The following is a 12,907-nucleotide window of genomic DNA, read 5'->3' on the forward strand; positions in this document are numbered from 1 at the left end:
AGCTGGTGATTCAATGCGCGTTTTCGTTACGTCTTCGGCAACGTCACGCCATGTTGTCCTTGATATTTACCGCCGCGATCCGCGTACGACACGTCGCAAATCTCGACGCTTTCAAAGAACAGCACCTGCGCAACGCCTTCGTTCGCGTAGATTTTGGCAGGCAAAGGTGTCGTATTTGAGAATTCGAGCGTAACGTGCCCTTCCCATTCCGGCTCGAACGGCGTCACGTTGACGATGATGCCGCAGCGCGCATACGTCGATTTGCCCAGACACACCGTCAGCACGCTGCGCGGAATGCGGAAATACTCAACCGTGCGCGCCAGCGCAAACGAGTTCGGCGGGATGATGCAGACGTCGCCCTTGAAATCGACAAACGATTTCTCGTCAAAGTTCTTCGGATCGACGATGGTCGAGTTGATGTTCGTGAAGATCTTGAATTCGTCGGCACAGCGGATGTCGTAGCCGTAGCTCGAGGTGCCGTAGCTGACGATCTTGCGACCATCGTCCGTCGCGCGCACCTGGCCTGGCGCGAACGGCTCGATCATCTTGTGCTCTGCGGCCATGCGCCGGATCCACTTGTCGGATTTGATGCTCATAGGTGAACGCTGCTGACGGAGAGGAAATCGGACCGGCTGACGCTTGCGCGCGGCTTACGCCACGCATGCCGCCGGAAGAAAGGCGCTTATTTTACGCGAACCTGGCGGGCGTGCCGGATGCGACCTGAATCGCGCATAAAGATGCGCACATGCAGCGAGGCAGACCAGCCTTCGAGGCTCGTAACGATGCAGAACGGATAAGCGCGGGACTTGACGCGGAAACAGGCGGTTTGCACACAGCGCAAACGATTGGCAAACGGAAAATTGGCAAAACGACGGCCAGCAGCGGCCCGGCTTACTGGCGAATCAGCCCGCATGCGAGCGCGGGACCGGCGCCATGCTGCGGATAGGCGTAGGGATCGGAGGCTTCGCGGTGCAGCAGCACGGCGCGCTGCAGCACCGAGCGCACGCCGTCGAGCGACACGTCCGGCGCGACGATGAAGCCCGCCGCCACGCCCGCCGCGTCCGCATGGATATTGCCGAGATCGCCCTCGACCCGCGAACCCGACTTCAGGCGTTCCGCGGCGGGAGCAAACACGGCGCCCGCGCCCGAGCCATCGGCGGAATTGCAGTCGCCGCGCTCGTGAACCTGCAGCGCGTGATCGCTGTTGGGCGGCAAACCCGTGAGGTTATAGGTCACCTGCACGCCGTCCGAACGCTCGATGAACGTCACCATGCCGCGCGTCTGGTTGCCCAGCGTCGGCAGCAGTTGCGCGTCGGCGCGCTTCTCCTGTGGCTTCAGGAAGCCCATGCACCCTGACAGCAGGGCGCTGGCCGCAGCCAGGACGACGATGGTCTTGATCGCCTCGCCGCCGATTCGTTTTCTCATGCGATCCTCTTGTCGAGCCGGCCGTCCCCGCGACCGCGTTGCCGGACCTGATGAAGCCGACATGATACCGCGAGCGGGGCCGCATTCAGACCCCTTTCTCCCCGCTCCTGAGACGTTGTTCGGTTGGATTCCCGTGCGAGCCAACGCGCCCTTATGTGTTCTGCACGACGATGGTCGGGAACTTCGAGCTCATGTCACGCGAGCGCTCGGCGATATGGATCGCGACCTTGCGTGCAATCGTCCGATAGATCTCGGCGATGCGGCCATCGGCATCGGCCACCACGGTCGGCGTGCCCGAGTCGGCCTGCTCGCGGATCGTGATGTCGAGCGGCAGGCTGCCGAGCACGTCCACACCATATTCCTTCGACATCCGCTCGGCCCCGCCCGTGCCGAAGATATGCTCTTCGTGGCCGCAGTTCGAGCAGATATGCATCGCCATGTTCTCGACGATGCCGAGAATGGGGATGCCGACCTTCTCGAACATCTTCAAGCCCTTCTTGGCGTCGAGCAGTGCGATGTCCTGCGGCGTCGTGACGATCACGGCGCCCGTCACGGGCACGCGCTGCGACAGCGTCAACTGGATGTCGCCCGTGCCCGGCGGCATGTCGACGACCAGATAATCGAGATCTTTCCAGTTCGTCTGCCGCAGCAGCTGTTCGAGTGCGGACGTGGCCATCGGGCCGCGCCACACCATCGGGTTGTCCTGCTCGATCAGAAAGCCGATGGAGTTGGCCTGCACGCCGTGGCCCGCCATCGGGTTCATCGATTGACCATCAGGCGACTCGGGGCGGCCTTCGATGCCCAGCATCATCGGCAGCGACGGGCCGTAGATGTCGGCGTCCAGAATGCCCACGGAAGCGCCCTCGCTCGCCAGCGCCAGCGCCAGGTTCACGGCCGTCGTGCTCTTGCCGACACCGCCCTTGCCCGACGCCACGGCGACGATGTTCTTCACGTTCGGCAACAGTTTGACGCCGCGCTGCACCGTATGCGCGGCGATTTCCTGCGAAACCTGCACGCGCGCCGCCTCGACACCCGGCACTGCGCGCAGCGCCTGCTCGACCTGCGCGCGGATCGCGTCGAACTGACGCCTGGCCGGATAGCCGAGTACCACGTCGACGCTGACCGTGGCACCATCGACGCTGACATTCCGGAAGTTCTTCGCTGCGGCGAAGGGCTTTTGGGTGTTAGGGTCGGTGATGGCCGCGAGGGCCGCGTCTACCATAGCCCGATCGATGCTCATTGAGTCTCCGTGGGAACGCTCGGCGTGGTGCGCGATCGAAGTCAGCGCCACGCGCCTGAAATATTGAAAGAAATTGTTATGCGGCATTGCCTAAAACCCATCTCATAGGCACGCTTGCCGCGCAAGTTTGCAATAGGGCCGAATCGGCGTCTGCTCAGTCGTCATTGTAGTGGCTGACGCCTGGGGCTGCCGGAAGACCCTTTCCGGCTGTCGGCGCGTATCGGCGGCCCTTGCAACTGTCGACTGTTTATTTGAAGAGAGGATCCAGAAATGAATGCAAAAATCATGACCCGTTTGTCGGCATTGGCTGTCGTCGGTGCGCTGCTCGGCGGCTGCGCGACCCAGCAAGGCACTAACACGGCTGTCGGCACGGGCGTCGGCGCAGGCACGGGCGCTGCCCTCGGCGCGATCTTCGGCGGCGGCAAGGGCGCGGCCATCGGTGCAGGCGTCGGCGCGGCGGTCGGCGGCGTGACCGGCTACAACTGGCAGAACATCAAGAACAAGCTGTCGGGCGCGACGAAGGGCACGGGCACGCAGATCACCGAACAGCCGGACGGCTCGCTCAAGCTGAACATTCCGAGCTCGGTCACGTTCGACACCAACAGCTACGCAATCAAGCCGAGCTTCGCGCCGGTGCTGACGCAGGTTGCGCAAACGCTGAACCAGAACCCGGAAGTGGTCGCGCAGGTCGTCGGCCATACGGATAGCACGGGCCAGCCGGCGTACAACCAGACGCTGTCCGTCAACCGCGCGCAAAGCGTCGTGAACCAGCTGGCGCAAGACGGCGTCCAGCCGCAGCGCCTGGCAGCGTCGGGCATGGGCGCGAACCAGCCGATCGCCGACAACAGCACGGAAGCAGGCCGCGCGCAGAATCGCCGCGTGGAAATCTATCTGCGCGCGACGGCACAGCACGCTCAGTAAAGTCATGAGGAAAGGACAGGCCATGGCGGGACCGGGTGAGACTGCCTGACAACCCACCGGGTGGGTCTCACGGGTCTCCCAGGCAAATCGAAAAAATTTTCGAACTCTTGTGAAAATCCGTGGTCTGTCTCTACGGTACGTGTGCGGCGATGCCGCCGCGTCACCATTCTCCTCTTGTCGTTGTTGCTCCGGGGCCCATTAGCCCCGGTTTTTTTTGCCTGCGTTTTGCCGTTTTTTGCACGGCGACGATACGCACCGCGCAAGCAGCGCCTCCCCCTTCCCTGTGACTTCTTCCCGCAAAGCTGGCGCGATCATCGGTTGCGCACTGCCGTGATGGGTTCACACTGGTAAAATCGACGGTTCGGGCCGGTTACGCGCGATGAAAGTCCGCCAAGCCGCGTTCGACACCCGAGCTGCGTGGGCGTATACCCCGTTCATGCGGTCCTGGGCACTGCGCCGTCCGCCGACGTCAAAACGTCGCGACGGCCGCCCGAACCTTCCGCCAGTCCATAGAACCCACATGTCAGCAACCGACGCCACCGCGGTTCAATCCGCGGCCCTCACCGCCGCCGGCGCGCCGAAGGGCCGCCGCCAGATCCTCGTCACGTCTGCCCTGCCGTACGCGAACGGGCAAATCCATATCGGCCACCTGGTCGAATATATCCAGACGGACATCTGGGTCCGCGCGCTGCGAATGCACGGGCACGAGGTCTACTACGTCGGCGCCGACGACACGCACGGCACGCCGATCATGCTGAAGGCTGAGCAGGAAGGCATCACGCCCAAGCAGCTGATCGACCGTGTGTGGCAGGAACACAAGCGCGACTTCGACAACTTCGGCATTTCGTTCGACAACTACTACTCGACCGATTCCGAAGAGAATCGCGTATTGTCCGAGTCGATCTACACGGCGTTGCAGAAGGCCGGTCTGATCGAAGCGCGCGATATCGAGCAGGCCTACGATCCCGTCAAGGAAATGTTCCTGCCGGACCGCTTCATCAAGGGCGAGTGCCCGAAGTGCCACGCAAAGGATCAATACGGCGACAACTGCGAAGTGTGCGGCTCGACCTATCAGCCCACTGAGCTGATCAATCCGTATTCGGTTGTATCCGGCGCGACGCCCATCAAGAAGACCTCGCCGCACTACTTCTTCAAACTGTCCGATCCGCGCTGCGAGAACTTCCTGCGCGGCTGGGTTGGCGGTCTGGCGCAGCAGGAAGCGACCAACAAGATGCGCGAATGGCTCGGCGACGCAGGCGAAGCGAAGCTCGCCGACTGGGACATCTCGCGTGACGCGCCCTACTTCGGCTTCGAAATTCCCGGCGCGCCGGGCAAGTACTTCTACGTGTGGCTGGACGCGCCCGTCGGGTACTACGCGAGCTTCCGCAATCTCGCGGAAAAGCGCGGCCTCGACTTCGACGCGTGGACGCAGAAAGGCGCGACGACCGAGCAGTATCACTTCATCGGCAAGGACATCCTGTATTTCCACACGCTGTTCTGGCCGGCCATGCTGGAATTCTCGGGCCATCGCACGCCGACCAACGTGTTTGCGCACGGCTTCCTGACCGTCGACGGCGCGAAGATGTCGAAGTCGCGCGGCACGTTCATCACGGCCAACAGCGTGATCGAAACGGGCATGAACCCCGAGTGGCTGCGCTACTACTTCGCGGCCAAGCTGAACAGCACGATGGAAGACATCGACCTGAACCTCGAAGACTTCCAGGCGCGCGTGAACAGCGACCTCGTCGGCAAGTACGTGAACATCGCGAGCCGCGCGGCGGGTTTCCTGATCAAGCGTTTCGAAGGCCGCGTGCAGGACAGCGCGATGCAGCATCCGCTGCTGGTGTCGCTGCGCACGGCCATTCCGCAGATCGCCGCGCACTACGAAGCACGCGACTACGGCCGCGCGCTGCGCCAGACCATGGAACTCGCGGATGCCGTCAACGCGTACGTCGATACGGCCAAACCGTGGGATCAGGCAAAAGACCCTGCCAACGCCGTCGCGCTGCATGAGACGTGCAGCGTGTCGCTGGAAGCGTTCCGCCTGCTGTCGCTCGCGCTCAAGCCGGTGCTGCCGAAGGTGATCGAATCGGCTGAGGCGTTCCTCGGCACCGAGCCGCTGACGTGGGCGCACGCCGACACGCCGCTCAGCTCGGCGCGCCCGATCAACGCGTACAAGCATCTGATGACGCGCGTCGACCCGAAGCAGATCGAGGCACTGCTGAACGCGAACCGCGGCTCGCTGCAACCGACTGCCGCAGCCGAAGCGCAACCGGCGGATGCCAAGGCCAAAGCCAAGGCGCACGCGAAGGCGACGGCGGCTGCACATGGCGACGCGGCGGCCAAGCCCGAAGACAGCGGCATCATTTCGATCGACGATTTCGCGAAGATCGATCTGCGCATTGCGAAGATCGTCGATTGCCGTGCGGTCGAAGGCTCGGACAAGCTGCTGCAACTGACGCTCGATGTCGGCGAAGAGACGACGCGCAACGTGTTCTCGGGCATCAAGTCGGCGTATCAGCCGGAGCAACTGGTCGGCAAGCTGACGGTGATGGTCGCGAATCTGGCGCCGCGCAAGATGAAGTTCGGTTTGTCGGAAGGCATGGTGCTCGCGGCATCGGCGGCTGACGAGAAGGCCGAACCGGGCATCTACGTGCTCGAACCGGACAGCGGCGCGAAGCCCGGCATGCGCGTGAAGTAAGCCAGGCGCAGCGTCTTTCCGGCGCGATCGGCACAACCGGCGCAACTAGCGCATCAAGCAAAAAGCACGTCTTCGGACGTGCTTTTTTTTCGCCTGCTCGCCGCGCGTATACCGCTCGCTCCTTTTTCAAAATCAGACTGCTCCTAGATTCATTCGTAGCGAATTCTTTGAAGATTGAGATCGGTTTGTGAGACGTGCGTCAGCGTCCGAGTTTGCTGGCGGGACACGTCTCACAGCGGGTGTATCGACGGTGCCATCGCGCCGTTGCGTCTCGTGCGGCAAGACCGCTCGCATCCCTGTTCACCGACGCGCTCGACGAGACTCGAGCCGTCTTCAATCGATCACTGACATGAGCACCGAATTTTCCCTCGAGCAGTTCGAAACCCTCGTCCTCGCGCGCGATTTCGAAGCCGCACACGAAGCGCTGATCACGTTGATCAACACGTTCATCTCGAATCGCAGCCGCCTGCCGGGCGTCGATCTGGCCTTTGCCGATCCCACTCGCGCTCCCAGCGACGAAGCCGCCGTGGTCCTGCAGCGCATTGCCGACGCCATCACCGCCCTGCTCGCCGATCCGCAATTCAGGCTCGACGACCGGCAATTCGGCCAGCTGTTCAGCGCGCGTCACTGGCTCAACATGCTGTTCGTGGCGTCGTAGTATGGCAACACCGATCACATCCTGCGCGCACTGCTCGCGCACGCGGCCCAATCGAACGATCACCAGGACACGAAAGCGCTGATCAAGAAGCAGATGGTGCTGTACACGGTCGAATCCGAATATGAAATCGATCTCGCCGACCTCGCGAAAAACGAACCGGATCTGGCGACGAGTCTCGGCATGTCGATCGTCGGCTCTGCGGTGGTGATCTCGCCCGCCGCGCATGCGAAACGGGAGCGTCTGATCGAATGGCTGCCGCAAACGCTCGACGCCATCGACGATCTCGACGACATGCCGGGCGGCGCCGTGTGTGGCGCCTACATGCATTGCAGCTATTCTGACCTACCGGACCGGCATGCGCTCAAGCGCGGCATCAGCAAGCTCGTGCGCAAGAAGCTGGGCGTGCTCGGTCTGCTCGAACATGAAGCCGAAGTCGGCCACGCGTCCGCGCAGCAGGACGACCGCAAGCCGCTGATGATCGTCGTGCTCGAATGGTTCAACGGCGGCCATTCGATCTATCGCACGCACTCACGCACGATGCTCGCCGCGCGTGAGCGCTTCGAAGTGGTCGCGTTCGGCGAATCGCAACATGTCGATGCGGCTGGCCGCGAGATTTTTGACCGCTTTATCCCGTTCGAGCATCCCGAATATGTCGGCGAGATCGTGCGTCAGGTGCAGGATTTCGCGCGTGAAAATCCGCCTGCCGTGCTGTATATGCCGAGTGTCGGCATGTTCCCGCACACTATTTTCATGACCAATGTGCGCATCGCACCGCTGCAGATCGCCGCGCTCGGCCATCCGGCGACGATGCACGCCGAGTGCATCGATTACGTGAGCGTCGAAGAGGACTTCGTCGGCGATCCCGCCTGCTTCAGCGAAAAACTGATGCGCCTGCCGAAGGACGGCCAGCCCTACGTGCCGTCGAAACTGCTGACCGACATCACGCCGAGCATTCCCGAGCGTGGGCACTACGTCAACATCGCCGTGACCGCGAGCGCGATGAAGCTCAATCCGCGCTTCCTCGCCGCATGCCGGCAGGTCATCGAGACGGCGGGCATTCCCGTGTGCTTTCATTTCATGACGTCGTGGGCCGAAGGTCTCGACATCGCCTATGTGCGCCGTCTGGTGGAAGCGGCGCTGCCGCGCAGCAACGTGCTGGTGTATGGCGGGCTTCCGTACAGCACGTACCTGAAAGTGATCAACGCGATGGACATGTTCGTCAGCCCGTTCCCGTTCGGCAATACGAACGGCATCGTCGACGCCTTTACGCTCGGCCTGCCCGGCGTCAACCTGTGCGGCCGCGAGGTGTTCGAGCATATCGACGCCGGTCTGTTCGAACGCGCCGGCATGCCTGACTGGCTCACGGCGCATTCGATCGACGATTACGTGCGCGCCGTCGTGCGTCTTGCGCCGCGTCACGAGGAGCGCGAAGCGCTGCGCAGCACGATGATCGCGGAGAAAGCCGTCGAACGGATTTTCGAAGGACGGCCCGAAGCATTCGGCCGCAACGTCCTCGCGCTCGTGAAGGAACAGGCGCAACGCACATAGCGCGCTTCGCAACGCAGCAACCAGGCCGGGCCTTTGCAGCCCGGACTTTTTTATTACCAGCGCAAGCGGTCGAAGCGCCGCGTGTACTGCAGATCCATCCCCTGGAACGTGCCACCATACGCGGCCACCGACCAGTAACGCGTCAGGTTCACCGTCGCCTTGATCGCGTTGCTGGCCGACTGCAAGCCCTGCTCATAGCCGATCACCAGCCACTCGCTGATCGCCTTCGACACCATCACGACCTGCGGATCGGTCAAGCCCACTTCACTGCGCCCGATCGAAAATTCGTCGAGCCCGAATTCCTGGGCGATCCGCTTGCCGCTCGCACTGCCGAGCAACGCGAGCGCCGTCGTCATCGTGCTCTGCTGGCCGACGTTGTTGCCCTGATCGGTACCGTGGCCGAACAGCAGCCACGACAGCTTTTCGTTGTCCGGCACGTTCGGCTCCGACACCAGCCTGGCGACAGGCGACTGGATCGTGCCCGTCACCTGAACGCCCGCTTCGACCTGCTGATTGCGGCGCATCGCGAGAATATTGATACCCGGATTCGCCACCGGCCCGTTGAACGTAAAGAAGCCGTTTTCGATGCCGAGCTTGCGGCCAAACGCCGTGTAGGTCGAGCCTTCCGTCACGCGCACGTTGCCGACTGCGCGCAGCGGCAGATTCGGAGCAGACAGCGCCGTGATGGTGCCCGTCAGGCCCACGTCGGCGCCCTGGCCACGGAAGCGGAATTTCTTGCCCAGATCGATATCGATGTTCGCGCGCGGCGCGAACGGCCCCACCGGCTTGTTCGAGTTGCCCACTTCCTGCGGCTTGCCGCTTGCCACCGACCCATCGGGACGCACCACCACGACGTCATCGCCGAGACGCGGTTCCGACTTGTCCGGCATATCGAACAACGCATGGTCGATCACGAACTTGCCGTTGATCGCCATGCCGCCTTCCTTGCCCGCATTGGCGATGCTTGCGCTGCCCGACATCGTCAGCTGCCGGTCCGGCGACGCGAACAGTTCAAGCTGATCGGCGACGATGCTCGCCGTCAGATCCGGCTCGGCATTGTCGAGCCGCACGCGTCCCGTTGCGCGCAGCGTGCCCGTGGCGCCGTGAAACTCGACCTGCTGGAAATCGACGAGATTCTCGGACAGCGCGATGCGCACCACGCCATCCTTCAGTTGCACGCCGAGATCGACCATCGTCGCCGACAGCCCGTCGCCAACCAGCGATCCCGACAGGTTCGGCTTCGCGATCGTGCCGCCGAGCGCGAGCTTCAGCGCCAGATGGCCATCGAGCAGATAGCTCGGCCCGAACAGGCCACCCGTCGTCTTCAGCGACGGCACACTGGCGTTGATCGAACCCGTGAGCGGCCCTTCCTGGTTGACGGTCAGCACGCCGTCGCGCGGCACCAGCGTGGTATGCGCCGACGCGTCGATCACACCGATACGGCTCGCCTGCGCATGCACGGTCGCGTTCAGCTGATTGCCGCCGCTGAAATCCGCGCGCGCGGCGACATCGGTGATACCGAGCGGCGCGAAGCCGCGCCCCACTTCGACCGTGATGTCGCCGCCGCGTCGCTTCAATTCGACATGCCCCGTCGCCGTGTCGCCGAGCGCGAAATCCCAGTTGCCGTCGAATACGAGATCGGTCTTCAGTGTCGACGGCACGCCTGTGAATTCCTGCCGCAATTCCAGCATGCGCGCCACCGACACGCCCGTCAGCGTCCCCGCCGATTTGATGCGCCCATGATCGAGCGCAAACGACTTCAGATCGAGCACCGCGCCTTCCAGCGTGAGCCGCGTCGGGCCGAGCGTCACGCGCTGGCCGCCAACGCTGACGGTGAGCGGCGCTTCCATGTTCAGTGCGGGCGTGCCCTTGTTCGACAGCCGCGTGACGGTGCCGTCCCAGTGCGTGCCGTCGCGGGCGTCGGTGAGCTTGCCATTGGCGGCCACGGCGAGGTCGAGCGGGCGGCCTTCCAGCGTACCCGTGGCGGCGGCATCGAGCGTGTGCTTCGCGCGCGTGCCGTTCAGGCGCGCCGTCAGCGTGTTCAGTTCGACGCCTGGTGTGCTGACATTGCGCGCGTCCGTGGTGAAAACCATCGCGCCGTTCGCGCCGTCGCGCAACTCGGCGTGCCCTTCGGCGTGTCCGACCTTGTTCGAGCCGAACACGACGCTGTCGGCCTTGTAGTCGAGCGCGACGTTGGGATGCTCGAAGCTGCCCGTCACATCGCCCTGTGCTGCGACCTGACCGGCGAGACCGAAACCGAGACGCTCCAGATCCGGCGCATCGACATGAAAGCGCAGCCGGTCGCCACGCGCGCCGAAGCTGCCTTGCAGATCGACCTGATTACCCGCCACCGACAGATTCGCGCGGCTCGGCAGAATGCGCGAGCCGGCTAGCTGGATCGTGCCGCTGCCTGTCATCGGCAGGTTGTCGTAGACGCTTTCGCCGAGACGGAACTCGGCCTTCGTGGTGAAGGTCGGTGCGAGCACGCCCGCTGCCGTCAGCGTGCCGTTCACGCGCGCTTCGATCTTGCGCGAAACGGCTGCGCTGGCAGGTGCCTTCGATACGGCTTTGGACGGCGCTTTCGACGTGTCGGGCGCGCCAGCCGCTGCCCGTGGCGCTTTGCCTTTGCCCTTGCCCGCGCCGCCGCCCGCAGGCGCCGCGGCACGCGACGGCGTCTGCATGGTAAGCGACAACGGATCGAAATCGGTCAGTGTCGCCTTCAGGTTGTAGGTCGAACTGGCGTCGCGCTTGATCGCGCCGCTCAGGTCGATGCGGCCTTTGCCGGAGCTCACGCGCACATCGTTGAAGCTGGTGCGCGCCGGGTCGAGCGTGATCTTGCCTTGCGCGCGCAGGGCCGCCTTCGGATCGTTGAGATCGAGGGTGACGCTTTGCACATCGTCGTTCAGACGGATCGAAACGGGACCGGCGAAGTCTGTCGGCCGGACGCTCGATTGCAGCGCGTTCAGGTCGAGCTTCGCGACCTTCAGATCGAAGTGGCCGCGCTTGCCCGTCAGCGCGCCGGCACCCGTGATGGTCGCGTCCTTGAGCAGACGCACGTTCAGGTTCGAGATGCGCTGCGCTTTCGCGTCGAGTTGCACGTCGGCGCGTGCGTCGATCAGCGGCAACAGGTGTTGGTCGATCAAACCGGGCTTCGCGTTCACGATCGATATCTGGCCTTGCACCGCGAACCCTTGGGGGCGATGCGCGGCATCGGCTTGCGCTTCCGAGGCTGCCTGCGGCACGCTTGCCGCGCTCGCGAGGATGGCAGCACTGGCTGCGCGCCCGGCACTCGCTGCACTCGCCGATTTCGCTGCACTCGCCGGACGCACGGCACTCGCTGTCTTGACTGGACCGGAAACGACGACGGCGCTGGCCAGTTCCGTTGCGCCCGCCACCGCCGCACCCGCCTGCACCGGCTGCAATTCCGCGCGCACCGCTAGATCGGCGGCTGGCGCACCCGGCGCAAAAGCTTGCGGATTGACGTGATCGACGGGGAGTGTCGCGCGTTGCAGCGGCACGTCCGCGAACGGCGTCGCCTCGACGCGCGCATGCCCCGTCAGCTTCATCCCCGACGCGTCGAGTTCGGCGATCAGCGTTTCGAGCGTGCCCGACAGATGCGCGCGCACCTGCACGGCTTCGTCGTTGACCTTGCCCGAGTAGCCCGCATCGCCCGTCAGCGGAAACGGCCGCACGCCGTCGAGCTTCGCATTCGCCGTCACCGCGCCGAACGGCGTGTCGAGCCGTTCGACCGACACCTCGTGATGCTGCCCGTCGCTGCGTCCATGGAACAGCAGCCGCGCATATTCGGAAGTCGACGCGCCCTCGTGCAGGATCAGCTTGTCGACGCTCAGATCGCGCACGGCCAGTTGCAACGGCAGACGCAAATCTTTCGGCAAGCTCATCGGCTCCGATTTCGACGTGGACGGCGCAATGCGCGCCTCGACCGTGCCGATGTGCAGATAGTCGACCACGAAGCGCCACGGCTTGTCCGACAGCGCCCATTTCCCGTCGATGCGATCGACGCGGATGTCCGTGCCGCTGCCATCGAGACTGCGCCAGCGCACGTCGCGCATATGCAGCCCCGTCGCAATCGAGCCGCCGTCGAGCTTGCCTTCGAGCTGTCCATGCAGCAGCTTCACAGCCGTCTGCCACGCGTACGCCGTGCCGCGCTCGGTGACCACCACGCCGTACAGCAGTCCACCCACCAGCGCGACCAGCACAGCCGGCACCGCGATGCCCCACGCGATCGCCTTCCACAGCCGCCTGACGCGCCGCGGTTTCCTGCCAGGCGGCGTCGGCGGCGTCTCCGCGCCATCCGGGCCGCGCGGCGGCTCGCCGCCCGGCTGGGCGCCGCCGGACGGTTGATCGGATGGGTTGTCGGAAGGGTCCGTCGTCATGCTCAAAAAGTGCCGTC

Annotated in this window: 8 protein-coding genes; 4 read left to right on the plus strand and 4 right to left on the minus strand. The window is 64.1% G+C overall.

Features of this window, described 5'->3' with window-relative positions:
* Positions 1-26: 26 nt before the first annotated feature.
* The 3 genes from dcd to apbC form a co-directional block, all read right to left on the minus strand.
* A complete protein-coding gene (gene dcd, locus DK391_RS26580; protein WP_109480987.1) occupies positions 27-596 on the minus strand; it encodes a dCTP deaminase in 570 nt (189 codons plus the stop codon).
* A 295-nt stretch (positions 597-891) separates the two neighbouring features.
* Positions 892-1,425 (minus strand): superoxide dismutase family protein, encoded by a 534-nt coding sequence (locus DK391_RS26585; protein WP_109480988.1) that lies wholly within the window; start codon positions 1,423-1,425, stop codon positions 892-894.
* 151 nt (positions 1,426-1,576) lie between these two features.
* Positions 1,577-2,665 (minus strand): iron-sulfur cluster carrier protein ApbC, encoded by a 1,089-nt coding sequence (apbC, locus tag DK391_RS26590; protein WP_109480989.1) that lies wholly within the window; start codon positions 2,663-2,665, stop codon positions 1,577-1,579.
* Positions 2,666-2,935: 270 nt separating this feature from the next.
* Between apbC and DK391_RS26595 the strand changes: the two genes are divergently transcribed.
* From DK391_RS26595 to DK391_RS26605, 4 genes are all read left to right on the plus strand, one after another.
* Positions 2,936-3,586: an OmpA family protein gene (locus DK391_RS26595; protein ID WP_109480990.1), complete on the plus strand. Its 651-nt coding sequence runs from the start codon at positions 2,936-2,938 to the stop codon at positions 3,584-3,586.
* Positions 3,587-4,106: 520 nt separating this feature from the next.
* On the plus strand, positions 4,107-6,287 hold the full coding sequence (metG, locus tag DK391_RS26600; RefSeq protein ID WP_109480991.1) for a methionine--tRNA ligase: 2,181 nt from the start codon (positions 4,107-4,109) through the stop codon (positions 6,285-6,287).
* 349 nt (positions 6,288-6,636) lie between these two features.
* Positions 6,637-6,945, plus strand: a complete 309-nt coding sequence (locus DK391_RS45365; RefSeq protein WP_239482957.1) for a hypothetical protein — start codon at positions 6,637-6,639, stop codon at positions 6,943-6,945.
* Positions 6,946-7,038: 93 nt separating this feature from the next.
* Positions 7,039-8,493, plus strand: coding sequence for an adhesin (locus tag DK391_RS26605; protein WP_239482958.1), 1,455 nt, complete (start codon positions 7,039-7,041; stop codon positions 8,491-8,493).
* 53 nt (positions 8,494-8,546) lie between these two features.
* On the opposite strand, the gene DK391_RS26610 is transcribed toward DK391_RS26605, so the two are convergent.
* Entirely contained in the window at positions 8,547-12,890 is a 4,344-nt protein-coding gene (locus tag DK391_RS26610; RefSeq protein WP_109480992.1) for a translocation/assembly module TamB domain-containing protein, read from the minus strand.
* Positions 12,891-12,907 lie beyond the last annotated feature (17 nt).

Source organism: Paraburkholderia sp. C35 (genome assembly GCF_003121405.1).
Lineage (GTDB): Bacteria > Pseudomonadota > Gammaproteobacteria > Burkholderiales > Burkholderiaceae > Paraburkholderia.

Excerpts from the sequence above, each read along its gene's own strand:
- dcd (WP_109480987.1), bottom strand. The coding sequence starts at position 596 with ATGAGCATCAAATCCGACAAGTGGATCCGGCGCATGGCCGCAGAGCAC.
- DK391_RS26585 (WP_109480988.1), bottom strand. The coding sequence starts at position 1,425 with ATGAGAAAACGAATCGGCGGCGAGGCGATCAAGACCATCGTCGTCCTG.
- apbC (WP_109480989.1), bottom strand. The coding sequence starts at position 2,665 with ATGAGCATCGATCGGGCTATGGTAGACGCGGCCCTCGCGGCCATCACC.
- DK391_RS26595 (WP_109480990.1), top strand. The coding sequence starts at position 2,936 with ATGAATGCAAAAATCATGACCCGTTTGTCGGCATTGGCTGTCGTCGGT.
- metG (WP_109480991.1), top strand. The coding sequence starts at position 4,107 with ATGTCAGCAACCGACGCCACCGCGGTTCAATCCGCGGCCCTCACCGCC.
- DK391_RS45365 (WP_239482957.1), top strand. The coding sequence starts at position 6,637 with ATGAGCACCGAATTTTCCCTCGAGCAGTTCGAAACCCTCGTCCTCGCG.
- DK391_RS26605 (WP_239482958.1), top strand. The coding sequence starts at position 7,039 with ATGGTGCTGTACACGGTCGAATCCGAATATGAAATCGATCTCGCCGAC.
- DK391_RS26610 (WP_109480992.1), bottom strand. The coding sequence starts at position 12,890 with ATGACGACGGACCCTTCCGACAACCCATCCGATCAACCGTCCGGCGGC.